The organism is Methanolobus sp., from assembly GCF_030682845.1.
Classification (GTDB): Archaea; Halobacteriota; Methanosarcinia; order Methanosarcinales; family Methanosarcinaceae; genus Methanolobus.
In genome coordinates, this window is sequence record NZ_JAUXNK010000061.1 from 1 (window position 1) to 23,208 (window position 23,208).

The 23,208-nt window shown below is 46.8% G+C and carries 29 protein-coding genes; 15 read left to right on the forward strand and 14 right to left on the reverse strand.

Annotated features, from left to right (window positions below; translation table 11 throughout):
• From Q8J68_RS07060 to Q8J68_RS07075, 4 genes are all read left to right on the forward strand, one after another.
• The coding region (locus tag Q8J68_RS07060; protein WP_305310815.1) for a transposase at positions 1 to 529 on the forward strand (529 nt) is incomplete at its 5' end.
• Positions 530 to 650: 121 nt separating this feature from the next.
• On the forward strand, positions 651 to 1,613 hold the full coding sequence (locus Q8J68_RS07065; protein WP_305310816.1) for a UbiA family prenyltransferase: 963 nt from the start codon (positions 651 to 653) through the stop codon (positions 1,611 to 1,613).
• Positions 1,613 to 2,770: an NAD(P)/FAD-dependent oxidoreductase gene (locus Q8J68_RS07070; protein ID WP_305310817.1), complete on the forward strand. Its 1,158-nt coding sequence runs from the start codon at positions 1,613 to 1,615 to the stop codon at positions 2,768 to 2,770. The genes Q8J68_RS07065 and Q8J68_RS07070 overlap by 1 nt, the downstream gene beginning before the upstream one ends.
• 3 nt (positions 2,771 to 2,773) lie before the next feature.
• Entirely contained in the window at positions 2,774 to 3,931 is a 1,158-nt protein-coding gene (locus tag Q8J68_RS07075) for a radical SAM/SPASM domain-containing protein (RefSeq protein ID WP_305310818.1), read from the forward strand.
• 89 nt (positions 3,932 to 4,020) lie between these two features.
• On the opposite strand, the gene Q8J68_RS07080 is transcribed toward Q8J68_RS07075, so the two are convergent.
• Positions 4,021 to 4,482, reverse strand: coding sequence for a GyrI-like domain-containing protein (locus tag Q8J68_RS07080; RefSeq protein WP_305310819.1), 462 nt, complete (start codon positions 4,480 to 4,482; stop codon positions 4,021 to 4,023).
• A gap of 169 nt (positions 4,483 to 4,651) precedes the next feature.
• Here Q8J68_RS07080 and Q8J68_RS07085 point away from each other — a divergent pair, with 169 nt between their 5' ends.
• Complete coding sequence (locus Q8J68_RS07085) at positions 4,652 to 4,915, forward strand: hypothetical protein (RefSeq protein ID WP_305310820.1); 264 nt, start codon at positions 4,652 to 4,654, stop codon at positions 4,913 to 4,915.
• 154 nt (positions 4,916 to 5,069) lie between these two features.
• Here Q8J68_RS07085 and Q8J68_RS07090 read toward each other — a convergent pair whose 3' ends face one another.
• Together Q8J68_RS07090 and serB are read right to left on the reverse strand one after the other, a co-directional pair.
• Positions 5,070 to 5,930, reverse strand: a complete 861-nt coding sequence (locus Q8J68_RS07090; protein ID WP_305310821.1) for a coiled-coil protein — start codon at positions 5,928 to 5,930, stop codon at positions 5,070 to 5,072.
• Positions 5,931 to 5,999: 69 nt separating this feature from the next.
• Positions 6,000 to 6,665: a phosphoserine phosphatase SerB gene (gene serB, locus Q8J68_RS07095; protein WP_370867615.1), complete on the reverse strand. Its 666-nt coding sequence runs from the start codon at positions 6,663 to 6,665 to the stop codon at positions 6,000 to 6,002.
• 208 nt (positions 6,666 to 6,873) lie between these two features.
• Between serB and Q8J68_RS07100 the strand changes: the two genes are divergently transcribed.
• Positions 6,874 to 7,707, forward strand: a complete 834-nt coding sequence (locus tag Q8J68_RS07100) for a F420-dependent methylenetetrahydromethanopterin dehydrogenase (protein ID WP_305310823.1) — start codon at positions 6,874 to 6,876, stop codon at positions 7,705 to 7,707.
• A 33-nt stretch (positions 7,708 to 7,740) separates the two neighbouring features.
• A complete protein-coding gene (locus Q8J68_RS07105; RefSeq protein WP_305310824.1) occupies positions 7,741 to 7,935 on the forward strand; it encodes a hypothetical protein in 195 nt (64 codons plus the stop codon).
• A 1-nt stretch (position 7,936) separates the two neighbouring features.
• On the opposite strand, the gene Q8J68_RS07110 is transcribed toward Q8J68_RS07105, so the two are convergent.
• The gene (locus tag Q8J68_RS07110; RefSeq protein WP_305310825.1) at positions 7,937 to 8,524 is read right to left on the reverse strand and encodes a pyruvate kinase alpha/beta domain-containing protein; all 588 of its coding nucleotides are present in this window, start codon (positions 8,522 to 8,524) and stop codon (positions 7,937 to 7,939) included.
• Between the two features lie 138 nt (positions 8,525 to 8,662).
• Between Q8J68_RS07110 and Q8J68_RS07115 the strand changes: the two genes are divergently transcribed.
• Together Q8J68_RS07115 and Q8J68_RS07120 are read left to right on the forward strand one after the other, a co-directional pair.
• Positions 8,663 to 9,409 carry a proteasome assembly chaperone family protein gene (locus tag Q8J68_RS07115; protein ID WP_305310826.1) on the forward strand — a complete coding sequence of 249 codons (747 nt, stop codon included), beginning with the start codon at positions 8,663 to 8,665 and terminating at the stop codon, positions 9,407 to 9,409.
• A 4-nt stretch (positions 9,410 to 9,413) separates the two neighbouring features.
• On the forward strand, positions 9,414 to 9,806 hold the full coding sequence (locus Q8J68_RS07120; protein ID WP_305310827.1) for a DUF473 domain-containing protein: 393 nt from the start codon (positions 9,414 to 9,416) through the stop codon (positions 9,804 to 9,806).
• Between the two features lie 26 nt (positions 9,807 to 9,832).
• Here the strand turns inward: Q8J68_RS07120 and Q8J68_RS14970 are convergent, their stop codons facing one another.
• The 6 genes from Q8J68_RS14970 to Q8J68_RS07145 all read right to left on the reverse strand — a co-directional run bounded on the left by Q8J68_RS14970 (position 9,833) and on the right by Q8J68_RS07145 (position 13,265).
• A complete protein-coding gene (locus Q8J68_RS14970; protein WP_370867617.1) occupies positions 9,833 to 10,075 on the reverse strand; it encodes an endonuclease V in 243 nt (80 codons plus the stop codon).
• Positions 9,982 to 10,401: an endonuclease V gene (locus Q8J68_RS07125; protein ID WP_305310828.1), complete on the reverse strand. Its 420-nt coding sequence runs from the start codon at positions 10,399 to 10,401 to the stop codon at positions 9,982 to 9,984. Before Q8J68_RS07125 ends, Q8J68_RS14970 begins: the two co-directional genes overlap by 94 nt.
• Positions 10,402 to 10,448: 47 nt before the next feature.
• The gene (locus Q8J68_RS07130; RefSeq protein WP_305310829.1) at positions 10,449 to 10,577 is read right to left on the reverse strand and encodes a hypothetical protein; all 129 of its coding nucleotides are present in this window, start codon (positions 10,575 to 10,577) and stop codon (positions 10,449 to 10,451) included.
• Positions 10,570 to 12,189, reverse strand: a complete 1,620-nt coding sequence (sepS, locus tag Q8J68_RS07135) for an O-phosphoserine--tRNA ligase (RefSeq protein WP_305310830.1) — start codon at positions 12,187 to 12,189, stop codon at positions 10,570 to 10,572. The genes Q8J68_RS07130 and sepS overlap by 8 nt, the downstream gene beginning before the upstream one ends.
• A 44-nt stretch (positions 12,190 to 12,233) precedes the next feature.
• Positions 12,234 to 12,869, reverse strand: a complete 636-nt coding sequence (locus Q8J68_RS07140) for a haloacid dehalogenase (protein WP_305310831.1) — start codon at positions 12,867 to 12,869, stop codon at positions 12,234 to 12,236.
• Between the two features lie 129 nt (positions 12,870 to 12,998).
• Positions 12,999 to 13,265 carry a UPF0147 family protein gene (locus Q8J68_RS07145; protein WP_015053375.1) on the reverse strand — a complete coding sequence of 89 codons (267 nt, stop codon included), beginning with the start codon at positions 13,263 to 13,265 and terminating at the stop codon, positions 12,999 to 13,001.
• 121 nt (positions 13,266 to 13,386) lie between these two features.
• On the opposite strand from Q8J68_RS07145, the gene Q8J68_RS07150 reads away from it, so the two are divergent.
• A complete protein-coding gene (locus tag Q8J68_RS07150; RefSeq protein ID WP_305310832.1) occupies positions 13,387 to 13,866 on the forward strand; it encodes an Sjogren's syndrome/scleroderma autoantigen 1 family protein in 480 nt (159 codons plus the stop codon).
• 60 nt (positions 13,867 to 13,926) lie between these two features.
• Here Q8J68_RS07150 and Q8J68_RS07155 read toward each other — a convergent pair whose 3' ends face one another.
• The 4 genes from Q8J68_RS07155 to Q8J68_RS07170 all read right to left on the reverse strand — a co-directional run bounded on the left by Q8J68_RS07155 (position 13,927) and on the right by Q8J68_RS07170 (position 19,859).
• Positions 13,927 to 16,182: a DEAD/DEAH box helicase gene (locus Q8J68_RS07155; protein WP_305310833.1), complete on the reverse strand. Its 2,256-nt coding sequence runs from the start codon at positions 16,180 to 16,182 to the stop codon at positions 13,927 to 13,929.
• A gap of 72 nt (positions 16,183 to 16,254) precedes the next feature.
• Positions 16,255 to 18,006: a glycine--tRNA ligase gene (glyS, locus tag Q8J68_RS07160; protein WP_305310834.1), complete on the reverse strand. Its 1,752-nt coding sequence runs from the start codon at positions 18,004 to 18,006 to the stop codon at positions 16,255 to 16,257.
• Positions 18,007 to 18,489: 483 nt separating this feature from the next.
• Positions 18,490 to 19,281, reverse strand: coding sequence for a 2-amino-3,7-dideoxy-D-threo-hept-6-ulosonate synthase (locus tag Q8J68_RS07165; RefSeq protein WP_305310835.1), 792 nt, complete (start codon positions 19,279 to 19,281; stop codon positions 18,490 to 18,492).
• A gap of 65 nt (positions 19,282 to 19,346) precedes the next feature.
• Positions 19,347 to 19,859: a deoxyuridine 5'-triphosphate nucleotidohydrolase gene (locus Q8J68_RS07170; protein WP_305310836.1), complete on the reverse strand. Its 513-nt coding sequence runs from the start codon at positions 19,857 to 19,859 to the stop codon at positions 19,347 to 19,349.
• A 207-nt stretch (positions 19,860 to 20,066) separates the two neighbouring features.
• On the opposite strand from Q8J68_RS07170, the gene Q8J68_RS07175 reads away from it, so the two are divergent.
• The 5 genes from Q8J68_RS07175 to Q8J68_RS07195 all read left to right on the forward strand — a co-directional run bounded on the left by Q8J68_RS07175 (position 20,067) and on the right by Q8J68_RS07195 (position 23,103).
• On the forward strand, positions 20,067 to 20,228 hold the full coding sequence (locus Q8J68_RS07175) for a hypothetical protein (RefSeq protein ID WP_305310837.1): 162 nt from the start codon (positions 20,067 to 20,069) through the stop codon (positions 20,226 to 20,228).
• Between the two features lie 9 nt (positions 20,229 to 20,237).
• Entirely contained in the window at positions 20,238 to 20,375 is a 138-nt protein-coding gene (locus Q8J68_RS07180) for a hypothetical protein (protein WP_305310838.1), read from the forward strand.
• 23 nt (positions 20,376 to 20,398) lie between these two features.
• A complete protein-coding gene (locus Q8J68_RS07185) occupies positions 20,399 to 21,781 on the forward strand; it encodes an FAD-dependent oxidoreductase (protein WP_305310839.1) in 1,383 nt (460 codons plus the stop codon).
• Between the two features lie 270 nt (positions 21,782 to 22,051).
• Positions 22,052 to 22,450: a cupin domain-containing protein gene (locus Q8J68_RS07190; protein ID WP_305310840.1), complete on the forward strand. Its 399-nt coding sequence runs from the start codon at positions 22,052 to 22,054 to the stop codon at positions 22,448 to 22,450.
• A gap of 326 nt (positions 22,451 to 22,776) precedes the next feature.
• Positions 22,777 to 23,103, forward strand: a complete 327-nt coding sequence (locus Q8J68_RS07195) for a UbiA family prenyltransferase (RefSeq protein WP_305310841.1) — start codon at positions 22,777 to 22,779, stop codon at positions 23,101 to 23,103.
• Positions 23,104 to 23,208: the final 105 nt, after the last annotated feature.

Genomic DNA, 23,208 nt, shown 5'->3' on the forward strand with positions numbered 1-23,208 from the left:
TTATCCAAGGTTTTATCGGAAAGGACAGAAGAAATTAGCAGCTGAACAGCAGAAACTGGCCAGAATGGAACTCAACAGTAATAATTACCGGAAGCAGAAAAGTAAAGTTGCCAAGGTACATGAAATGGTTGCGAACCAACGGCTGGACTGGATACGAAAAGAAGCATTGTCGCTTTCAAAAAAGTATGATTATGTCTTTGTCGAAAACATCCATTTGAGAGGACTTGCAGGAAGTCTCAGACTTGGAAAATCAACAAACGACAATGGATTCGGAATGTTTCGGACGATCCTGGAACAGAAGATGGAAGAAATTGGAAAGAAGCTTGTAAAGATACCAAGGTTCTATCCCAGTTCAATGACATGTTCTATCTGCAATACAGTCTACAGGGGATTAACTCTGGATGACAGGACATGGACCTGCACTTGTGGAACATTCCATGATCGAGATATTAATGCCGCTGTCAATATCCGCAACTACGGAATGACAATGATACAACAAACCGCAGGAACTGCGGGGATAGCCTGTTGATACTTAGTAGAAGACTACTATTGAGCAGGAAGCCCTGACCCTTTAGGGTCTGGGTAGTTCACAGACCCTAATACTAATATATAATACTGGAAATTAGGGATAAAACTCCCTGGTGATTTACATGGTTTCAACTTCCGATACAAAAACAAGGAATCCATATATAGAGCTGCTTCGCCCGGAAATAGCTGACATGGATTTTGCACTGCCTGCAGCAAGTGCATTGCTTGCAGCCTATCTTGCAACAGGCTCCCTTCCTCCTCTCATCCCATTCATTATCGCAGTTATCGGAGGTTACGCAGCCATCACAAGCTCCTACGTATACAATGACTGCTGTGACATGGATATCGATAGGATAAACCTGCCAAACCGTCCTCTTGTATCGGACAGGCTCACAAGGGATAAAGCTCTGAAATATTCCATCCTGCTTTTCCTGGTAGCCAGCGCGGCTGCGCTTTATCTCAATCCCGAGTCATTTGTGGTGCTCCTGATTGCCGTGGCGACCATCAGCGTTTATTCGGCTGTTGCAAAAAGGGCTACCTTCCTGAGCTTTGTGCCTGTGGGCATAGCATATGGTCTTGTTCCAATCGGCATCTGGCTGGCATTTGACCCTGCAGGCATCCTTAGACAGCCCGACTATGGCTCCATACTTCCTCTGCCTGCCATCTTCCTGGGGCTGATGATGTGCTTCACCGACTGGGGTTTTACATTGTCGGGAGTCGCAAGGGATGTTGTCGGGGACCGTGCAAGAGGAGCTCCTACGTTCCCGGTAACCTTCGGAGTACCTGCGACCGCAAAGTTTGTCACTTTCATGTGGGGTGTAGGCGTGATAGCATCTCTTGCAATAGGCTTGACCGCAGAGCTAGGTCCTGTCTATTTCGCAGGTGCACTCCTTGCAGGCGGCTGGATGCTCTCTCAGTCATTTGATTTTATAGGGACACCCACTCACGGGAGAGGAGGCAGGCTTTTTCTGCAGGGCTCAAGGTACAGGGGAATAATGTTTGGTTCCCTTATACTGGATATAGTGCTTTCTATTCTCCTGCCGGGATATGCAGGAATACTGAGTCAGGTAACAGGGGTATTCTAATGGATTCTGATATAATAGTAATAGGTGCTTCCCCTGCCGGTATGATGGCAGCCAGGAACGCCGCCCGAAAGGGCAGAAGTGTCATCCTGCTCGACAGGAAGAAAGCAGCAGGTATCCCTTCACACCCTGCGAATACCTTTTTCAAAGGCATGTTTGACAGGACAGGCGAAACCGTGGACCAGAGTTATGTCATCAAGACACTCAAAGGCGCTCACATCATTGCTCCTTCAGGCAGAGAGGTCATATTCGAAGGTGAATCCTATTTCCTTGACCGCAGGAAGTTCGATGAATTCTATGCAAAACAGGCCTTGGATGCAGGAGTTGACATACGTATGGATGTCGAGGTGCATAATGTCCTCAGGACCGGGGACTACTTTACCCTGAGCACTTCCCGGGGTAAACTTAAATGCAGGCTTGTCATCGTGTCAGATGGCATCAACTCAAAGATAGCCGGCCTTCTGGGGCTCAAGCCCCTGAAGCATCCGGAGGATATCGCATGGGCTATGGAGGCTGAGGTTGAAGCTGAGGGCATTGGTGAGCCTGACATGTTCGAATACTATGTAGGTAACCATGCACCTGGCTGGAAGTCCACCTACTCGCCCTGCGGCGGCAATCGTGCGACTCTGGGGGTCTATGTGCGCAGGCATGGAAGGGACGTTTCGGACTTTTTCGACACCTGGGTTGCAAGGTTCAAAGCCCTCAAAGGCATAGAAAATCTTACTATCATAAGCACTTCAGTTGGTGGCGACCCTATAGCAGCAATACCTGGTGATATGGTTGCTGATGGTATCATGCTCACCGGCGGCTCTGCAGGTCAGTCTGGAATAGGTTATGGCATGCATGCCGGCCAGATGTGCGGTGACGTTGCCGCGGATGCCATTGCAAAAGGAGATGTTTCCAGAAGAGCACTCTCAGAGTATAGGAGATTATGGAACGAGGCTTACCGGACAGAGTACTACCTTGGAAGGTTTGCCCTTGAAACACTCCGGAAAATGAGCGATAATGAGATTAATGAAATGATGAAGGTCTTTGAAGGTGAGGATCTGAAGGTTCTGGGTGGAACTCCCTTTAATCAGGCTGTCCAGATATCCCGGTTGATCCTGAAGAAAAACCCTTCAGCAATACTCTCATACCGGGCTATCCTGCGGAAAAAATAATACATGGACAAGAGTATGCAGAAGAAGTATTTCTTTTACAGGAACCCTCTTTTTAAGGTGTATGCCAGGGTGGAGAATAATAAAGTGCGCATGGGAACCTCGGGCCTGGCTTCTTCGATAGCCGGTAAATTCGTATCTGACATGTTGGAGATATTTGAGGGAACAAAGCCTTCAAAAGTGGAGGCCGACCGGCTGATCTATTCCACCTGGATGCCTCCTGTCCCGAGTAAAGCCTTTGACCGGCTTGTTGCAAGCCAGATGAGTGCTATGAGGGGCAAGTTCATCCCCGAACAGCTGACAATATCCATCACTGAAGATTGCCCCAATAAGTGCATACATTGCGCTCTTCCTGATACTAGGAACAAGGCCAGGCTGTCTCCGGACATGGTGAGGTCTGTGATTGACCAGGCACAGGAGATTGGCACAACGCTGATAATTTTTGACGGGGGGGAGCCCCTTGTATATGATGGGCTGGAGGAGCTCATCAGTTACGTGGACCAGACAAAGGCCATTCCAGCACTGTTCACTTCAGGCGTGGGTCTTACAAAAGAGCGCGCAGCAAGCCTGAAAGATGCAGGGCTCTATATGCTCAGCGTCAGCCTTGACAGTTCTACCGAGACAGGCCACGATCATATGCGTGGTCGTCCTGGCGTCTTCAGGGAAGCGATGTCTGCTATTCGCAATGGACTGGATGCAGGCCTGCTTGTTAACATGTATGTAGTACTCTCTCCGCTCAATATCGGGGAGCTGGATGATTTCTATTCACTTGCGAAGAAGACAGGCGTTCACGAGCTCTCTTTCTTTGAGATAGTGCCCACTGGCCGCTGGCTGGAGCGTGAGGATGAAGTGCTGTCAGCAGAGGACCTGCAAAGGTTTGACGATTTTGTAGCGAAAGTGGTGGATATGGAAGGCCCCAGGGTCTTCCCCATACCGCATATGGTGAGGCGCTTTGGCTGTTTTGCTGGAAGGAAATGGCTGCACATCACTCCTGAAGGGGACATCCTTCCGTGTGCATGCATGCCATTGCCTTACGGTAACATCCATAATGAATCCCTAGGGTCTGTATGGAAAAGGTTATACAAGGACCCTCTTTTTACTGCAGGACCCTGTCTTATGAGGGATACTTCTTTCAGGCAGTCAAAACTCGGACTGGAAAAATAATATGACTAAAAGCAACTTATAAATACGCGCTGCAGCATGGTTGAATTCATCAGCAGTGTCCTTTTGGGGCTTTAGACACATGTAAAAATCTATTTTATTGGCACAACAATCTGTGTAAGCAGTTCACCTACAGGGCGGTCTTCATCATTTAGATAATAATTGTATATCTCTCCTTGTTGCTCATAACCATGTTCTGCTATCCACTGTATAATTTCCATCATCAACGGATCGGTATCAGTATACGCACCTAAGAATATGCCTGACACCGCTTTCTGGACAGGAATAACATATCCCATGATATCGCCTTCTCCTGTCACTGGTTTAGCAACAGGGAAGCCCATTTCTACATCAAGATTTTCAAGATCAGCATTATGGTAGCATACAAATGGGCCGCTGGAGAACAGCAGGCCGTTTCGAGCTGCATACTCCATGATTCTTCCATAGGCTTGCCCAGCAACTCTTGGGTAATCGTCGAAATGGATAGTTGTGCGGATAGACAGGACATGCTGCTCCGGTTGCTCTATTACATTTATCGTAGAAATGATTGCCACATTCATTATCTCCTGATTATTTCGTTTTTATTCATCTGAGGATGGCGATACATTGTTTTACATCTTCCAGTACCGCGTCATCTGTCAACTTGATTGTAGCCATTATTTCATATAGCTTGCGTCAGGGTTCGTAGTAATACATCTCCACCGAGAAATCGCCCCAATCCAGATGAGTGCCATGAGGGGTCGCCTCGGTGTTTTCAGGGAGGCCATGTCAGCTATCCACAAAGGGCTGGATGTCGGTCTGCTTGTGAACATGTACGTAGTGCTCTCGCCGCGTAATATATGCGAGCTGGATGACTTTTACTCCCTTGCAAGGGAAGCCGGCGTGCATGCATGCTTCTGCCGTACGGTAATGTGCATGAGGAATCTCTCAGGTCAATCTGGAAGAAGTTGTACAAAGACCCTGTTTTCACAGCAGGTCCATGCCTGATGCGGGATAATTGTTTCAGGCAGTCAAAGCTCGGGCTGGAAAAATAATACGATTTCAGAACAAGGCATTAACATCTCTTCGAGTCTGTCCTGTTCTTACCGAAAAAGAAAAAGCAATGATCAGGGTGATGTTATCACCCTGTATGATGCGCCTTTTATTTGAGAAGTCCGGATCTCTGAAGAGCCATGAGGTTCTCGGTTGTAAGTTTGCCACCGGACTTGAATTTATCGAAAATATCCTCGGCATCCTTGCGAGCATCTGCCTTTGCAGCCTCTTTCTTCCCGTCAACATCGCCCTTCTTCATCTTGCGAAGTTCCTTGTCAATGTCGCGGATCTCTTTCTGAGCTGCAATGAAGAGCTTGTGTTGCTCGTCTGCGCTTTCCTGGAACTTGACAAAGTCTTTGTGAGCAGCGTCGGATTCAGCACGTATCTTGTCAGCCTCTTTGAAAGTGGTTATCATCTTGTCATGATACTCCTGTGCTTTCTGGGCAAATTCGGAAAGTACCTTGTGGTGCTCTGAAGCCTGGTCCCTTATTTCCTGGGCCTCGGTCAGCAACTGCTTGAGCTCCTGGTTACCTTCAAGTTGTCCTTTCTTTGCAACGTACTGTTTCTGAAGCTCGGTGATCTTGTTAACAAGCTCTCTCTCTTTGCTTGTCGTGAGAACTTCGGTCTGCTGGGCAAATTCGAGCCTGTCGATTTCCTTGCGTATGTCCTTGATAGAAGGACCGCCCATGTTGTTCTCATTGCGTATCTGGTCTATCTTTGCAAATATGTCGTTGGCTTTTGCATTGACATCGTCGCGAATGACCTTATATTCCTTGACCTTTTCGTTGTTCTCGTCACGAAGCTTCTTGAAGTCCTGTGCCTCGTTGATAAGGTCCTTGGTCTTTTTGTTCAGCTCATTACGCTTTGCGGCTAATGTGCTTGCTTCTGCATTGAGTTCATTCCTCTTTGCCTTATATTCTTCTGACTGCTTTTTAAGCTCAGTCTTTTTATCGTTCAGTTCCTTGAACATATCTTGTTAATCCTCCCTATCCAGCAAAAGAGCTGGCATTTCATGCATTCATAATGCACGATTCTGGCTTTACACATCCAGTGCTTCTATCACTGGAATTACTGCCTCGAGGTCCTTCTTAGTAATCACAACATCTGCATATTGATGCAGTATGGGCTTGGCATTGAATGCAATGGCATACCTGGCTCTTTTAAAGATACAGATGTCATTTGCCCCATCGCCTATAACGATGCACTCTTCAGGTTCTATCCCATATTCACGGGAGATCTCTTCCAGAGCGAGTTCTTTGTTCCCGCGTCCTGTGAGCGGCCCCGTGACCTCTCCTGTAAGGCAGTCGTTGTCAATTATAAGCTCGTTGGAGATTACATGGTCCATACCCAGCGCATTGCCCACTCTTGCAGTGGCAATGGTAAATCCGCCGGATATCATTGCGGTCTTGTAACCCCGGGATTTGAAGAATTTGACCAGTTCATGCGCTCCAGGCATAAAAGGCATCTTATCCAGAGCCTCCTGCGCCTTTTGCACTGAAAGACCTTCTAGTAGCTTTACTCTCTCATTCAGGGCATGTGAATATTCAAGTTGCCCATTCATAGCCATTTCAGTAATCATGGCCACTTTATGTCCAACTCCAGCTACCGCTGCAAGTTCATCAATGGTCTCAGCATCAATTAGAGTGCTATCCATATCAAAAACTACTAACTTAACCCTTTCCTGAGAATTGTCAGCATTACTCACACGATCAAACCTAAATTTTTAATCCCGTTGTGAAACAGTATATAGTGCCGAGATTGATGTGAAATATGCAACATTACTTTTAAGGTTTTCGGGCACCGGACTTAAAAGTTTCCCTGAGCAGTTCCTAGACACTCATGAAAACGTATCATTAAGTCTTATTCCAAAAGTAATATATGCTACTCTGCCTATTGCAATACGGTGATTTTTCATGGCAAAGATTGGATTCATTAAGTTAGGTAATCTTGGTATGAGCCAGGTTATCGATCTGGTACAGGATGAGATCGCGGCAAGAGAAGGAATCTCTGTGCGTGTTTTCGGTACAGGTCCCAAAATGGGTAAAGATGAGGCAGCTGCAACTGCAGAACTTAAGAACTGGGGTGCAGACTTCTATGTGATGATAAGCCCCAATGCAAGTGCACCCGGCCCGACCGCAGCTCGCGAGATCTACAAGGATGTACCATGTATCATCATTTCTGACGGTCCGACCAAGAAGGAAGACCGTGAGGCTCTCGAAGCAGCAGGATTCGGTTTCATTATTATGACCGTTGACCCTCTCATCGGCGCAAAGACAGAGTTCCTTGACCCGGTAGAGATGGCATCATTCAACTCTGACGCAATGAAGGTTCTCTCTACCTGTGGTGTCGTAAGGCTCATCCAGGAAGAGCTCGACAAAGTAACCACTATGGTCGATGAGGGCAAATCCGGCAAGGATCTTGAGCTTCCTCACATCGTCGCAAAACCCGAGAAATGCATCGAAAGAGCTGGATTCATCAACCCTTACGCAAAGGCAAAGGGTCTTGCAGCGCTCCACATGGCTGATATGGTTGCCAAGATCAACTTCCCTGCATGCTTCATGATGAAGGAGATCGAGCAGGTAACACTCACAACTGCAGCCGGTCACGAGATGATGCGCGCAGCAGCACAGCTGGCCATCGAAGCCAGAGAAATAGAGAAGGCTAACGACAGCGTCTTCAGGCAGCCCCACGCTAAGAAAGGCGGAAGGCTGATGACAAAGACCAAGCTCTACGAGAAACCACAGTAAAGTACCCTTTTGGGTACTTCTTTTCTACTTTTTATGGATCCACTGGTAGTTTTTGCTATCGCTTTGGCGGTATTTGCTTTATTCGTAGTGGTAACCGCTTACGTACTCAAGTCTGCAATCGGCTTCAACTCCAAAAGATCAAAAGCTGATTCATCGAAGAGGGATGACACAGAACCGGATTTTCCGGAAGACGATGAAATGCAGGAAAAAATAAAGAAATATGACTAATCTAGTCTTCTTTTGCTCTGGGCATGGCTATGATTTCCCTCACCTGAAGGCTGAAGAAATCAAAGGAATGTGCAGGTCGTAATACCAGCGCCACATCGGCACCTTGTCGTGATCCGCCAATCGCTATTATCTCCGTGTCCTTTGAAACCGGTATGTGTCCCGAATCTGCTGCCATCATTGTACTTTCTATGGCAACCTTGAACCCTTTTCCGAACACCGCACGCAGTGTGTCCGATATCACATCTCCCCGGCTGGCGCCTCCAAGGCGCTTGGAGATGGCACGCTCCACACCAGAGAACATGTGGGACTGGGTGGTCATGACAACTCCCATCTCACTAAGTCTCTTGAGATTTTTCTCATCAGCCTCCCATTTGCCGCTTTCCTTGAGTCCGTACTGGTGAGATATGGCAATTATCTTTACTTTCTGACCCTCAAAAGCTTCGGCGGCCTTGATAGCCGTCTCACCGGTTGTGCTTGCAACGACAATATACTCTATCCCCAGCTCTCCTGCTCTCCTGGCTGCAGCCCGAAGCACCTCTTCCGTGTTCTTTGGACCTACTTCATCAAAATATGTTACTGATTTTTCCATGTGTTCACCTTCTTCTGAAATACTACACCTTCGCTTATCGCAAGATACTTAATTTTTTCGGATAAACGATGCTCTTATCTAGTGTAAACTCTATATCATCATCAGGGAGTAACTTAGTGCTAACCAAAAGGTGATTTTTTGTCTGAGACTGATTACGAAGATAGTAATGTGAAAATTATTACAAATGAGGTCAAATCCGTCAATCCTGTCCTCATAGAGGGCTTTCCGGGAATAGGGCTTGTAGGTAATATTGCCAGCCAGCAAATAATAGATGAGTTGAAAATGGAGTATATAGGCTCTATCGACTCGAAACATTTTCCACCTATAGCTGTGCTGTATGAAGGTCTCATCAATATGGCTGTGAGGATATACGAAAGCCAGGAACACAATATTCTTATGATCGTTTCTGACATTCCGGTAAATCCTGTTGTGACCTATGACATAAGCAAGGCTATCCTTGAGTGGGCCCATTCTGTCAATGTGAAGGAAATCGTCTCACTTGCAGGGATTGCAACAATGAGCGAAGAACATAAGGTATTTGGTGCTGCGACAACCACCGAGATGCTTGAAAGGATCAGGGAGAAGGTGGAACTCTTCCAGATGGGCACGATCTCCGGCATATCCGGGAGCATTATGTCCGAATGCCTTGTAAGGCGCATGCCTGCAATAAGCCTGCTGGGATCCACAAGAAGCCAGAATCCTGATCCACGGGCAGCTGCTGTTGTTATTGGTGTTCTCAACCTTCTTTATGATCTCAATGTAAATACTGAAAGCCTTATAGAACAGGCAGAGAAGATTGAGATTGAGATGCAGAGGCTTGCTGAGGATGTAAGGACAAGCGAACAGCCAGCTATTCCGAGAAAAGAGTTCCCGATGTATGGGTGATAAAATGTCCGAATACGTAGTATTGACCGGGATGTCCGAGCATGTGATATCTGAACTCAAGCAGAACAGGCTCCTTACGATCGAGATTCGGAGTCCTCACAATTTCTTTGCGGCGATGGACCTCAAACCCGGGGATTTCCTGTTCCTTACACGCACATGCCCTGATGATCTTACAGGAGGTAATACTGGCATAGTTGCAAAGTTGCTCAAAACCCAGATGAGTACCTTCCGTGTCCTGCAAAGCGGGGAGATGTATCACGAGGAACGTGAAATGACTACCCTTCGGTTGCAGCTTGATCCAAGATGTATTGCCCGTGTGCGCAAGGTGCTGAACAACCGTATAGGTGAAGTCTCAAAAGTGGATGCAGAAGAAATCCCATTATATAATGCACAGTGAATTCCCGGTTCAGATAACGAGGGTTTTTAACCCTTTTTACTTTCCTGTCCTCCTGTCATATTTTCATCAAACGTCATCTGGCGACTGCCAGATTTAAGGCTGTCCCTTATCTCGCCCGCATAAAGGTGAGCTAACCTCGTGGGTTCAGGCAGTTTATACCCTTTGAGGCAATGCATCACGATCTCAAGACACGCCTGCATTGAAACCTTATGGCCGGGCGCTGCGATGATAGGATTGCTTCTCTTGTTTGTTTTAAGGATCCATCCGATCTGCTCTCCCTCTCATAAACAAGCTCATGGTACTCGCCTACTTCTGTTGGCACTTCAGCTTCCCCGCAGAGTATCTTCTTGGAAACTCCGATTGTAGGGTGGTCCATTACAGCTCCGAAATAGGAAGCCATCCCTGACTTTCTCGGATGGTTGATGCCGCAGGAATCCATAATGAGGACATCCGGCTTCCTCTCAAGTTTCTCAAAGGCAGAGGCCATGGCACATCCTTCGCGGAAGGAAAGATATGTGGGTATATAGGGCAGCCTCACTTTCTGAACAACATGTTCCCGCCCGATGACCTCCATGGTCTTGTAATCCAGTATCACTATAGCACATATGATGCAATCGTCAAGATAGGAGCAATCAATGCCAGCTACCGATTCAAGCCGGTCAAAGCCACCCCCGGGTCTAGCATCAGGTTTGCTTCATGCTGCAGGGCCATGAGGTCCTTTAGTGTCCTGGATTGTGGGTCGAACCATTTGCGAAGATATTCTTCATCCAATCTGCGCCCTCACGGTTGTAAAGATCGGCCCGCGGATGTCTATTTTCTTGTTGTTGCTTGTGATGTAGTAGTTTGCGATCGGTTCAAGACGTATGTTGATCTCTGAAGGTACCTTCACTATCCTGACTCGTGTTTCAACCTCGCTCTCTCCACTGGAGATGGCATTCTCTATGTCCCATGCAGCCTGTGCCGCGAAGGCATCAAGGAACCTCACGCCTGTCCTTGCAGAGTGATTCTCAAGCGCCTCTTTCCATTTTTTGTTGTCGGGCACCCCGAGAATGTCGTTCTTGAACACCACGACCTCGTTGAACACTGCAGGTCCGCAGAGCTTTGTGTCGCTCTCAGGCTCTACAACTGCGACCTTCACATACTTCCCGGAGATTTCGCCTTCCCAGGCAGGGAACTCACACGGACTGGGTGTGGAGCCATGAGCCTCGCATACTGCAACTATGGAACGGGCTATATCTTTTCCCTGCTGTGTCTCAGGCAGGTTTTCCACATATATCATCTTTGCAAGCTCATCATCTTTCATTACCCATTCTGCGTACTGGGCAATCTGCGGGAATGCAAGTTCTCTAACATCGGTTGCATTGTAGAGTATCATTGCAAGCCTTTCTACTCCAAGACCAAGGTTCATCACAGGGTAGGGTATGTTATATTGTGCAAGGGCTGTCGGTGAATAGATACCAAAGGTTGCAACTTCCACCCAGCCGTCTGAGTACTTCGTCTTTGATCCCACAAGCTTGGGGTGATATGCAAACACTTCTATCTGTGTGTCCGGAGAATAGTACTTGCTGCGCTTTTCGTCGGGCCTGAACATGAACTTCTCAAACCCGAACTGGGATAGCAGGCCCTGGGCCACCGCTTTGCCATGGTCTATTGTAACATCCTCATCTGCTATGACGCAGGATGCCGAATAGTATGTCATGAGCCTTGCAGCATCTTCATCCTGTTCTCTCCGGAAGCAGCGGTCAATTGAAAATAAATGGAATGGGGGGTTGGCACGCTCTGCAAGTGATGAGAGGCTGATAAACCAGCCGGATGTCATGTGGCTGCGGAGTGTCTTTCTTGAGGATTGCGGCACAAGCTCCTTGAATTCGGGGAATACCTGGTCTATCATCTCAACGATAAGTGAATCTGAGACGTTGATGGCTGCGGATATCTCCGGTACGAGGTCATCCCCCTCTACCTCTCCTTTCTTGTAGGCATGGAATATCTTTCTGATGGTTTCAATAGCTTCATCATTGATATCACCGAGTATCGACCTTATTGACCCGATGCGCTCATCGGAGATGCCTACATTCGGGCGTGGCAGGCCAGCCAGGTAAAAACACCTGTCAAGAACGGCAAGTGCTTCGTGGCCGAACTGCTTGTGGACCTCCTTTTCATCCACTATGAGGGGATTCATCATTTCATCAAAACCCATGCGCATGTAAGATTCCCGAAGCCTTGAAATAGTTTCATATATGGGATGCGGTTTGCCGTATCTCAGGGAGAGGTGTGGATATTGTTCGTTAAGTCCTGATCTCTTTATGAATTGTTTTCCTTCTGTCCATGCCGCATCAAAATCCTTGCCGGCCCATTCCTTGATTTCATCAGGGTTGAATCTCATAACAATCCTCATATAACTGATTTAATAAATCCGAATAAATATGATCAATCAATAATTGCCTTAAATTCCCGCATCGAGATTTCCAGCTTCTGCTGTCCGATGGCCGTTGTAAGGTCGCTTCGTGTCCTTTCAATCACTGCACGTGCAGTGTCTGTCTTATGTCTAAGCCCATGCGTCATTGCATCAGGGAAATCGAACATCATAAGACATGCGTATATTTCTTCCATGACCTCAAGGTATTGTTCTCCTTCCGAGGGTACGTCATTCCTTATAATGTCAAGCGTATGTCTTCTGAGCTCACCTATCACGTCAGCAAGGCCATTGAGATAGGCCGCATAGCTAACATTAAGTTCTTCAGGTCCGGCAATGCTGGCAGTATCTCCTTTGCTCTTCACCAGGGCAAACAGTACGTAACCTTCAATATATTCCTGCTGGGCATGCTCTACGAATCCCGCATGATATATGTCCGGATGCTCCTCAAGTAGTGAATCAATCTCTTCTAACATCCGCCTGGAACTTTCCAGCATTCCGGATGCTTTCTCAAGATCGCCTCTGTGAATACTGAACATGGCTGTCCTGCAGTTGCGCACAACATCCCGTGATATGACTAACGTTTTTTCACGCGCAGTATCCTTTATCTCAAAACTCTCTTTGATCATGTCAGATATCTTGCTGATCATGTAAACCCCATGTCCCATCGGCTGCTTAGTATATACATTTTTGCAGAAGATACTCTCAGTGAAAAAGATATCTGGCTCTGCACGAGCTTTTTTCAGAATATCTGGCTAGAAAAAGAAACTATCTATCCCTTATTCATCGACAGGGATAGTTTCGAGCTGGCTGGCTACATCCCATATGAGGGTCCTTGTGTGGACAGGGATGTTCGGGTCGTTGCTGATGTCCTCGAGTATGGATATGCTTGATGAGGTTCTCAGGAATAAAGGTTCCTTCCCCTTGCTTAATGTTTCCAGGACTTCATTTGCAGAACGCCTGATGTTTCTAGGAACGGAGTTATCATTGGCTATGTATTCCAATTTCTGCTTGCATTCCTGAATGACTTGTTCAAAATCTGACATATGGATCACCTTGATAATCTAAGAATCAAAATAAGTGTTGCTCAAGTTACTTCTAAATAGTTATATTGTATAAAAAGACTTTCATTGGTATATAGCTTGCGTAAATCCAGGAGTAAATTCAATGGTTGACAAAGATGATGACAAAATACAGAAGATATCTAAAATGCTGGAGATTGGCGGTACAATGCTCGCGCAGCATTGCGATTCATGCGGAGCGCCTATGTTCAGGTACAAGGGAGATGTCCGGTGTCCTGTATGTAAGGAACCGGAAGACCTACGTACAAGGCTCCAGCCTAAGGTTTCCTCGGAAGCGGCCCCTGCTATCAGATCAGGTGGCACCCAAGTGACCGAGCATATAGTTCCTCATGCCACTCAGATCCAGGAACTAAAGGAAGAGCCTACATCTGCGGCAACAGGCTCACAGAACATTTCTGTACGTCCGGAAGGATTGACGGCTGAGCTTGAATCACTGCTGATGGATAAAATGATCGCTCTTGCGCGTTCCCTGCAGGATGAGAATGATAACCGAAGAATCTCGGATTCACTGGATATTATCGAGCACAGTATTTCCATAATCGAGAAAATGAAACGAACATTCTGACCTTATGGGAAAGCTTTTCGGGCAGCACTACTATGTGTTGCCTGATATGATTGCAGGCTTTCATTTATACTTGCTGGAAACGATCTCCCTTATCCTGCCGGCAGTCTTTGGTCCTATGTTCTTCACTTTCAGGAGCTCTGCGTAATCTGCCCTGATGACATTCTCCACGGAACCAAAATGCATGAGCAGGCTTTTGGCAGCCTTTGGGCCGATATCGGATATCGACGATATTATGTATTCCTGCTGCTCGGGGAGCATCATGGATGACTTCTTGCCGTGCAGGGATATGTCCCTTTTCTCGTCGACCTGTTCTCTTCTGGCTATCTGTTTTAGCAGACCTGCTGTGTCCTGTGCATCCCTTGTGTAAAATACCGCAACCCCAAAGTCAAGTGCTATGGAGGAGAGGGCACCATGGATAGCATTGGGATTAAGGTTTCTGGTATTGAACAGGCTTTCCCCTTCTATGATGAGTACCGGCTTTTCATAGGTTCTGGCAAGATTTGATATCTGCTCAAAGAGCTTGTGCTCAATAAGCGAGCCCGTAAAGTCCTCACAGCTTTTCCTTTCCACAGCTATGCGGTCACTTAATATGTAATCACCTACTTCGAGAGTGTGGAGCATAATTTCGACACCTGCCTTCTCCAGCTCCCGTGCCACGGAACTCTTTACCTCGCGCTGGTCTACGATAACTTGCACTGTATCCTTTCCAAAATCTGAAAGTGTGACCTGTTCATTCCGGTCTGCGGACGTCATGGTGTCAATAAGGTTCTCACTCCTTCTGGCAGGCATCATATTCTGGAGCTCGGACATGTTGCTTTGCATCTTTTTCTCTTTGGACTGGCTGCTCCAGTAGTACCCTTCGTCCCTTGTGCCTTTGGTGATAAGCACAACAACGCGTCCCTCATGTTTTCTCCCGGTCCTGCCTTTTCTCTGGATGCTCCTGATCTCGGAAGGGATAGGTTCGTAGAAAAGCACAAGGTCGGTGGAAGGGATATCCAGTCCCTCCTCGGCAACTGATGTGGCTATGAGCGTATTATATTCTCCTGCCTTGAACTTCTCAATTATCCCTACCTGCTGCTTCTGGGTAAGTCCCTTGTCCTTATATTTGGAGGCCTGCCCCACGAACCTGATGGGCCTGATATGTTCTGTCTCAGACAGGGCGGTTGTGATCATCTCTGCGGTGTCCCGATAGTTGGCAAAGACAATGACCCTTGAATCGGGATTTCTCTCAAGCTGCTCACTTACTATGCGCTTCACATGTTCCATCTTTGGATGTTCGCAGTCGCAACCTTTGAGCCGTTTGACCGCCTGTATTAAATAAAGGTCCTCAGCCAGTCTTTTGGAGGCTTTGCTTCCGTTCTTTGAGCAGGCTTCGTTGTCCAGTCTTTCCATGTACATGCGCAGTGCTCCAAGCCCCTGAGTCTCTGTTATCTCTACAGCATGACCTATCTTCATGATCTCTGCCATTATGGATATGGCAGTGTATGCCGAAGGGTCCGGAGAACCTCTTAATTCTCCCTGCAGCTTTTGCTGTATCGCCAGGAGATCCTTTTTGGAGACATATCTTTGGCTGTTTATGGGGTATCCTGCTTCCCCCATTCTCTTGTACCTGTCTTCAAGCACTTTGTTGAGAAGGTCCCTGATATCCTTCATCTCGCAAGGCAGGTCAATACGTTTCCACTCAATTTCCTTCTTGTGAATGTAAAGGGCCACATCCCGGTCAGATTCCGTTTTCACTGCAACCGACTCGATATGCAGGGCCTGGCATACCTCTGCTATCTTTTCCTCCGAACTTCCGGGACTTGCTGTGATGCCCAGGCAGAGTGGGTCCTTGGCAAGCTGGAAGTACCTCTCAGCGATATATGTGTAAGCATAATTGCCTGTTGCCCTGTGGGCCTCATCAAAAGTAATGTGGGTGACATCTTCCAGGCTGATACGCTTTGTCAGCACATCGTTCTCGATGACCTGGGGAGTGGATACGATGACCCGTCCTTTATCCCATAGCTCGGTCCTCTTTGCGGGACTTGTGCTGCCTGTGAATACCAGTATCTCTTCTTCAGGTATCAGAAGTACTTTTTTCAAAAAAGATGCATGCTGTTCCACAAGGGGCTTTGTAGGTGAGAGTAATAGCACCTTACCTCCTGCCTTTTCCAGACGTGAAGCAATGACCAGAAGGGCTATTATTGTCTTGCCCAGTCCCGTGGGGAGCACTACCAGTGTGGGTGCACGCAGAGATCTTCCTGCGAGGTCAAGCTGATAGAGGCGCTGCTCTACAGCATTAGGCCTTATCAAGGGATGTTTAATATATTCCGGCATGTTTTCAAGTTTAAAGCTTGCCAATAATACAATCCTTAAACTTTTAAACTTGTGGCAAGCGGAGTGAAAGTATTAGAGTGCCTTGCCGGCACTCTGGAACTCCCTGCCCCTGTACATCATCTCATGCAGCACTTCCTCTATGCCCTCTACAGGTGTGCGGACCTGCTTCATGCTGTCGCGTTCCCGTATCGTGACGGTCATGTCCTTGACGGTATCATAGTCTATGGTGACCGAGTATGGCGTACCGATCTCATCGTTTCTCCTGTAGCGACGTCCGATGGTGCCGGAGTCATCATAGGATACGAGCAGTCCCCTTTCCCTGAGTCTTGATTCGATTTCCCTTGCAGGGGTAATTAGTTCCTCCCTTGTAAGGAGTGGCAGGATAGCAACCTGTACCGGCGCAACCTCATTCCTGAACCTCATAACGATCCTTGCTTCTTCCCCGGCTTCATCTTCCTCCTTTGAGGATATTGCCTCCTCATCGAATGCATGTTCCATAACTGTGTAGAGGATCCTGTCGATCCCGAATGAAGGCTCGACCACGTGAGGTACTATGTTCTCTCCGCTGACCTTCACTGTTTCTTCTGCGAATTCCACCACATCTTTTGGAATTACAACTTCCTCGGAATCAACCATTATCCTGATCTCTTCCTTCTCAAGCTCCTCCCGCGACAGGGATTTAAGAGCTTCAGCAACCAGTTTTGCCTTCCCCTTGAAAAGCGGTCCGAGTTTTCCCATATGTGGTTTCACGACGAATTGCGTGACCATCTTTGGCTCGGAATATTCCCTGTAGATAGTTAGCTCTGTCTTGCTGACAGCAGCGTGTGCTGAAAGATCGTAGTCTGTCCTGTCGGCAATTCCCACGACTTCGACCCATCCGAACCTGTCAGTGCTTACTTCCGCGTCCCAGCAATCCATGGCGTAGTGAGCCATCTCATCCTTCTTGTGCTGTCTGAACCTCAGCCTGTCCGGAGCAACGCCCACTCTTGTGAGGAACAGGTTTGTGAGCCCTATCTGGTATGCCAGGAACTCATGGGCGATGATGCCCTGTTCAACTGCCTGTCCCAGTTTCATCTTCTCCATGGAGCCTTTCTCCTGTGCAGCGTCCGAGTACAGGTTAAGTTTGGTGTCAGCAAATCTCTTTATGTTGGGGTGGCTCTTGTCTTTAGGGTCGACAAATATCTCCGCCTCAGCCTGGGTGAACTCCCTGAGCCTGATGACTCCCTGTCTGGGTGAGATCTCGTTCCTGTATGACTTGCCTATCTGTGTGGCACCGAAAGGCAGCTTTTCGCGGTAGAATCGTGCAAGCCTCAGAAAGTCAACGAACATTCCCTGTGCGGTCTCAGGTCGCATGTAACCCTGCCTGCCAGTCCCCGGTCCTACCTGTGTCTTGAACATGAGGTTGAACTCATAGGCTTCGCCCAGTTCTCCCTTACATTCGGGGCATTTCACCATGTTCTCTCTGATGAGTCTGTCCAGCTCTGCATTGCTGAGTGCATCGGCACCTTCCATGATATGGCTGACCAGATGATCGGCCCTGAAAGCCTCTCCGCATTTGGTGCATTCGCAAAGGGGGTCAGAGAATCCTCCCACATGCCCGGAAGCCACGAAAACATCTTCAATACCCACAGTGGGGGTCTCTATTTCCATGTACCCTTCATGGATTACATAAAGATCTCTCCAGATCTGCTCTATCCTGCGTTTAAGTGTGCTTCCCAGAGGGCCATAATCGTAGAATCCTGCAGCTCCTCCGTAAAGTTCAAATGAGTTCCATAAAAATCCCCGGCGTTTTGCCAGTTCTATAACCTGCTCGTACTTATCCATAAAATATCCTCATAAGTGATGTTCATCAGAGATAAATAGAACATCGACATTCCCATTGCATTTAATGGTAACGAGACTCCACCAGGGACTCTGGCAGGCATGTTTCCCGGCTTTATGAACATGTTCCCGGGAAAATACATCATAAAGATTATATGTGTGTACATGGATTCTATTTATTACGCAAGGTCAGCAATACAATCATATTATCATATCGTACCACCACCAACCATATATGATTCATTGGTCATTTCAATATCTGACCTTGCGTTTCCACTATTTTTAAGGATTCTCATTAATGCGGAGGACTCTCACTCCACGCAGAACCATCTTCTTTAGGTCTTTCTTGCCGTCTGCCCTGGGAAAATCTATATCGTCAAATCGGTTTTAGGAGACATCTCGAGCTGACCAGCTAGAGTTGCTATATAATTCAATAAAATCTAAAATAAGACTTAGCCCTGTTTTTAAATACAGGGCGTATGCAGCTTATACTTTCAGGATCTCGTCCACTGTATATCCCTTATGGACTATCTTTGAGATGTTGGACACAAGCAATGTTGGATCATTGGATTGGAATACGTTCCTTCCGATGGCAACACCTTTTCCACCGGCCTGGATAGAGTCATAGACCATTTCAAGCAATTCCTTCTCTGTATCCATGCGTGGACCGCCTGCTATTACTACAGGCACAGGGCAGCCTTTCACTACCTCCTTGAAGGAGTCGATATCGCCGGTATAGTTTGTCTTGACGATATCCGCTCCAAGCTCGGCCCCTATTCTTGCTGCGTGCTTGACATATTCGACATCATGTTCTGAGGTTACTTTTGTCCCACGCGGGTACATCATTGCAAGCAGTGGCATTCCCCATTCATCACATTGTCGTGCTACCTGGCCAAGGTCCTGCAGCATCTTAGCTTCATCCTCCGCACCTACGTTAATATGCACCGATACAGCATCAGCACCTACTTTTATTGCTTCTTCTATGGTTGTTACAAGCACCTTATGATTGGGGTCAGGTCCCAGGGAAGTGGAAGCAGACAGGTGGATAATAAGCCCTACATCTCGTCCATAACCTCTGTGCCCGTGCTTGGGAAGCCCCATATGTCCGAGCACGGCATTAGCCCCACCCTCAGCAACCCTATTGACGGTTTCAGGCATATCGATTATCCCTTTTATGGGTCCTGCACCTACGCCATGGTCCATCGGGATTATTATTGTACGACGTGTATTACGGTCAAGTATTCTTTCCAGTCTTACAGATTTGCCAATTTCGCTCATGCATCCCTCATAGGTTTGATTCTACATAATTTTTACGCGGATAAAATTTGTCGGTCAGAGTATGGTCATACATTCTCGTTCTGGTATCGTCCGTTGTATCCTTGGCTGACCTCCCTGCGGAGACTAAAGAACACGAGCTGCAGCAGGCGTGCATTCCTTCTGACCCTGAAACCATAAGGGTTGTGTACCACGAGCATTGATTCGCTTCTTCCCCTGTACCCCGAATCCCATACTGCCGACTCCACAGTCACGCCGCACCTGAGCAGGCTTGATCTTGGTCTTGCTATAGCAGCAAGGTCCAGGGGTATGTTCACTATCTCATTAAATGTAACCTTATATGTTCCGGGAGCAAGCAATGCCCAGTCCTCACTGTCAAATCCGATATTCTCGCTTTGCGGGACCTGCCTCTGGCTGTTGTCAAAGTCGACAGCCCCTGAGTTTTTTAATGCTTCGATACCCCTGAGCGTCAGTTCCACGCTATTTGGCTGCAACTGTATTTCCTTATCGATCATATTCTCGATAAGCGGAATTTCCCCTTCGATACGCTCTCTTAGTTCGTCCCTTGATAACATGGTCATGGGCTTTATCTTTTAAATAATAGGATATTATAATTGCGGCGTTGCCTGCGTAGTATGCAGTGGTTGGTGCAAGTCCCTGATATGTGTGGACTTTCCAATTCAACGTGTCTGCTAATATTGTTTTAAAGAGAATTAAAAACGTATATAAACCATGTAAGTGATGTTTTAAATAAGGGTGTTGAACAGGGACATCAGGGGGAACTTTCAATGGATAAGACCATACTTGCAAAGCTAGCATCCTGCATGGATACTATCACTGGTTACAGAATAGATTATGACGAGATTGAGGGGAAAATTAACCTTATATATGAACTGCTGTCAGTTGTCGAAGGTCCGATTCACAGTAAAGTGGTGCCGGATACCTGGTGAGTGTTACCAATGGCCAGCAAGCAGGAAGCACATTCCAGCCTGCCCGGTACGCCAGAATCATACTGGATAGCCACAACACCGGAATCTCATTATCCTATCCAGGCGGAAGACGTTGAAGTCGATGTGGCGATTATCGGAGGCGCATAGTTGGAATTACTTTTGCTCTATTGTTGAAAGAAGCAGGCTTATCGGTAGCTTTGATAGAAGCAGGCCGGATACTTCATGGGGTAAGTGGCCAGACAACTGCAAAGGTCACTTCCCAGCATCACCTGATATATGATCGCCTGATTTCCCATTTTGGAAAAGAGCAGGCGCTTCAGTACGCTGACTCAAACCAGGCAGCTATAGAGATGATTGCCTCCCTGGTGAATTCCTATAATATCGATTGTGATCTTCTCCGCAAGCCTGCCTATGTTTATGCTGGCTCTAAAGAATCAGTGGATAAGCTACACAGGGAAGTAAAGGCGGCTCAAAGTCTGGGAATTCCCACTTATTTTGAGGAAAATTTACCTTTGCCTTTTGAAACTTATGGTGCGGTCCGCTTCGACAATCAGGCTCAGTTCCATCCACGCAAATACCTATGTGCGCTCTCCCGGCAGATTCCGGGCAATGGATGCCATATCTTTGAGGGTACAAAGGTACATAAAATTGAAGGCGAAGGGCCTATAAGTGTAAGGACAGAAAACAATGGGATTATCAAGGCAAAGGATGTCATTCAGGCAACACATTTTCCTGTTGATGACAAGCCGGGGATGATGTTCTCCAGACTTCATCAATCACGGTCCTACATACTGGGGGTGCACATGGAAGAATCCCTGCCAGAAGGTATGTTCATTAATGCTGAGCATCCTGCACGCTCCCTGCGTTCCCAGCCGGAAGGAGATGGCGAACTGGTGCTTGTAGCCGGAGAAGAGCACAGGACAGGAGAGGGTGGCAATACAAAAGACCACTACAGAAAACTTGAAGAGTGGGTCAGGTCTGTCTACTCCGTAAAATCTGTCGATTACCACTGGTCCACGCAGAATGTCATTACAGCTGACCATGTTCCCTATATCGGAAGGATCACCTCGGATAGTAAACACTCCTACCAGGCGACAGGATTCCGTAAATGGGGTATGACCACAGGCACAGTTGCAGCCATGATAATTACCGATATGATACTTGGCCGGGATAATCCTTGGGAGAAAGTGTACGATCCTTCCCGCTTCACGCCTGTTGAATCGGCAAAGACACTCTTATCACAAGCTCTGGAATCCGGCAAAGGCCTTGTAGGCGCCAGGGTCCTTCCTGTCCCGGAAGATGCTTCGAAGATATCCCCGGGAAAGGGTGATATTGTCAAGCTCCATGGTGAACGGGCGGCTGCCTATAGTGATGACCAGGGTTTCCTCCATACCCTTGACCCTTCCTGCAGGCACATGGGCTGCATAGTTTCCTGGAACGATGCCGAACGGACATGGGACTGTCCATGTCATGGATCACGGTACAATGTCAGGGGCGAAGTGGTCCACAATCCTGCTGTATACGGATTGAAGGAGAAGGGATCTGATAAGTGATACTTGATCTTATCTGGTCCTTGCTTATTTGCTTTCCAGGCTTTGGGGTTTCCTTTCAAGAAAGCGGTATTTATAAGACGGAGATTTCCATTGCATTGTATCAGTTGTTATGTACCTCTTCTAGCCAAAACAGATTTAATCTTCCCAATTTATTAAAAGAATTTAATATTAAATTTATTTATTTTAATATAATTATCAATTTAATTATTTAATTTAGCGTAAATTTAACTCCCGAATGATTTTATATGTCATTAGTCCTAATGTAAGGGTATGAAAGGATTCTCTATTAATATCGAAGATGCAACTCTTGAGAACAACAACTTCCGCAAGGTCCTCTACACCTCAAAGCACAGCCAACTGGTACTTATGAGCCTCAGGCCCAAGGAAGAGATCGGGATGGAAGTGCACGAGGAGAATGACCAGTTCTTCCGTTTTGAAAGTGGACAAGGAAAGTGTATAATTGATGGTAATGAGTATGAACTCGGTGACGGAGTTGCAGTGGTAGTGCCAGCAGGCGCGCAGCACAATGTCATCAACACTTCTGAAACTGAGGAACTGAAACTCTATACGATCTATTCACCGGCGCATCACAAGGATGGCATCGTGCGTGCCACAAAGAAAGAAGCCGAAGCCAATGAAGCGGATTTTGACGGAAAGACTACGGAATAAGATTCTAAGGAGCGGGGATAACGATTTGTTCCACGCTGAGGATTACTGCGCTTTATGAAAATAAAGCGCTTCTGTTTTTACTCTGCAGAAACCTATTTTCTTCTAATTCTATATAACCTAGACATCTTTGCCAAGGTTGTAATTATTGCTCAAATGAAGATTCTACGAAGTTATATCGATAGCATTTATAACAGGATGCTGCATATGTATTGCATCTCTTTATAAAACTTAATGAATATCATCTGTTCTGTATTATGAAAAAAGTAAAAGGGCTTCTAAGGTTATTAAGGTTTGAACTCCCATTCTCCGCCGGAGTATGCGTTGTAATGGGACAGATCCTGGCTCTTGGAGAGTTCGCGTCCGCTTACGAAACGACATTGGGTTTTTTATCAGTATTTTTCATTTCAGCTTCGATCCTGGTATTGAATGATTATTTTGATGTCGAGACCGATAGGCTCAATGCGTCCGACCGCCCAATCCCCTCAAATCTTGTAACTACATCAGAAGCTTTATTGCTGTCACTAAGTCTGATGTTCTCTGGTCTTGTGCTTAGCTATTTGATCAGCTCCATAGCGTTGCTATTATCAATTATCTTACTGATTATTGGATTTCTTTATAACCCAACTTTGACAGTCTTGTTTTTGATCAACTGAATATCTATCTTTTTTGTGTTCATTAGAATCGAAGTATCTCTTTTTTCCTAGTGATTGTTTGTCTCTTTACTTTCTTACATGCTTGTTTTTACAATTTGTCGATTT

What these genes read in the sequence shown, in the direction of transcription:
- Q8J68_RS07085 (WP_305310820.1), top strand. Translation starts at nt 4,652, where the DNA reads ATGAGTGCCATGAGGGGTCGCCTCGGTGTTTTCAGGGAGGCCATGTCA.
- Q8J68_RS07090 (WP_305310821.1), bottom strand. Translation starts at nt 5,930, where the DNA reads ATGTTCAAGGAACTGAACGATAAAAAGACTGAGCTTAAAAAGCAGTCA.
- Q8J68_RS07155 (WP_305310833.1), bottom strand. Translation starts at nt 16,182, where the DNA reads ATGCCGGAATATATTAAACATCCCTTGATAAGGCCTAATGCTGTAGAG.
- Q8J68_RS07170 (WP_305310836.1), bottom strand. Translation starts at nt 19,859, where the DNA reads ATGACCATGTTATCAAGGGACGAACTAAGAGAGCGTATCGAAGGGGAA.
- Q8J68_RS07110 (WP_305310825.1), bottom strand. Translation starts at nt 8,524, where the DNA reads ATGGAAAAATCAGTAACATATTTTGATGAAGTAGGTCCAAAGAACACG.
- Q8J68_RS07165 (WP_305310835.1), bottom strand. Translation starts at nt 19,281, where the DNA reads ATGAGCGAAATTGGCAAATCTGTAAGACTGGAAAGAATACTTGACCGT.
- Q8J68_RS07195 (WP_305310841.1), top strand. Translation starts at nt 22,777, where the DNA reads ATGGGACAGATCCTGGCTCTTGGAGAGTTCGCGTCCGCTTACGAAACG.
- Q8J68_RS07065 (WP_305310816.1), top strand. Translation starts at nt 651, where the DNA reads ATGGTTTCAACTTCCGATACAAAAACAAGGAATCCATATATAGAGCTG.
- Q8J68_RS07070 (WP_305310817.1), top strand. Translation starts at nt 1,613, where the DNA reads ATGGATTCTGATATAATAGTAATAGGTGCTTCCCCTGCCGGTATGATG.
- Q8J68_RS07180 (WP_305310838.1), top strand. Translation starts at nt 20,238, where the DNA reads ATGGCCAGCAAGCAGGAAGCACATTCCAGCCTGCCCGGTACGCCAGAA.
- Q8J68_RS07105 (WP_305310824.1), top strand. Translation starts at nt 7,741, where the DNA reads ATGGATCCACTGGTAGTTTTTGCTATCGCTTTGGCGGTATTTGCTTTA.
- Q8J68_RS07140 (WP_305310831.1), bottom strand. Translation starts at nt 12,869, where the DNA reads ATGATCAGCAAGATATCTGACATGATCAAAGAGAGTTTTGAGATAAAG.
- Q8J68_RS07150 (WP_305310832.1), top strand. Translation starts at nt 13,387, where the DNA reads ATGGTTGACAAAGATGATGACAAAATACAGAAGATATCTAAAATGCTG.
- Q8J68_RS07075 (WP_305310818.1), top strand. Translation starts at nt 2,774, where the DNA reads ATGGACAAGAGTATGCAGAAGAAGTATTTCTTTTACAGGAACCCTCTT.
- Q8J68_RS07190 (WP_305310840.1), top strand. Translation starts at nt 22,052, where the DNA reads ATGAAAGGATTCTCTATTAATATCGAAGATGCAACTCTTGAGAACAAC.
- sepS (WP_305310830.1), bottom strand. Translation starts at nt 12,189, where the DNA reads ATGAGATTCAACCCTGATGAAATCAAGGAATGGGCCGGCAAGGATTTT.
- Q8J68_RS07145 (WP_015053375.1), bottom strand. Translation starts at nt 13,265, where the DNA reads ATGTCAGATTTTGAACAAGTCATTCAGGAATGCAAGCAGAAATTGGAA.
- glyS (WP_305310834.1), bottom strand. Translation starts at nt 18,006, where the DNA reads ATGGATAAGTACGAGCAGGTTATAGAACTGGCAAAACGCCGGGGATTT.
- Q8J68_RS07100 (WP_305310823.1), top strand. Translation starts at nt 6,874, where the DNA reads ATGGCAAAGATTGGATTCATTAAGTTAGGTAATCTTGGTATGAGCCAG.
- Q8J68_RS07120 (WP_305310827.1), top strand. Translation starts at nt 9,414, where the DNA reads ATGTCCGAATACGTAGTATTGACCGGGATGTCCGAGCATGTGATATCT.
- Q8J68_RS07175 (WP_305310837.1), top strand. Translation starts at nt 20,067, where the DNA reads ATGGATAAGACCATACTTGCAAAGCTAGCATCCTGCATGGATACTATC.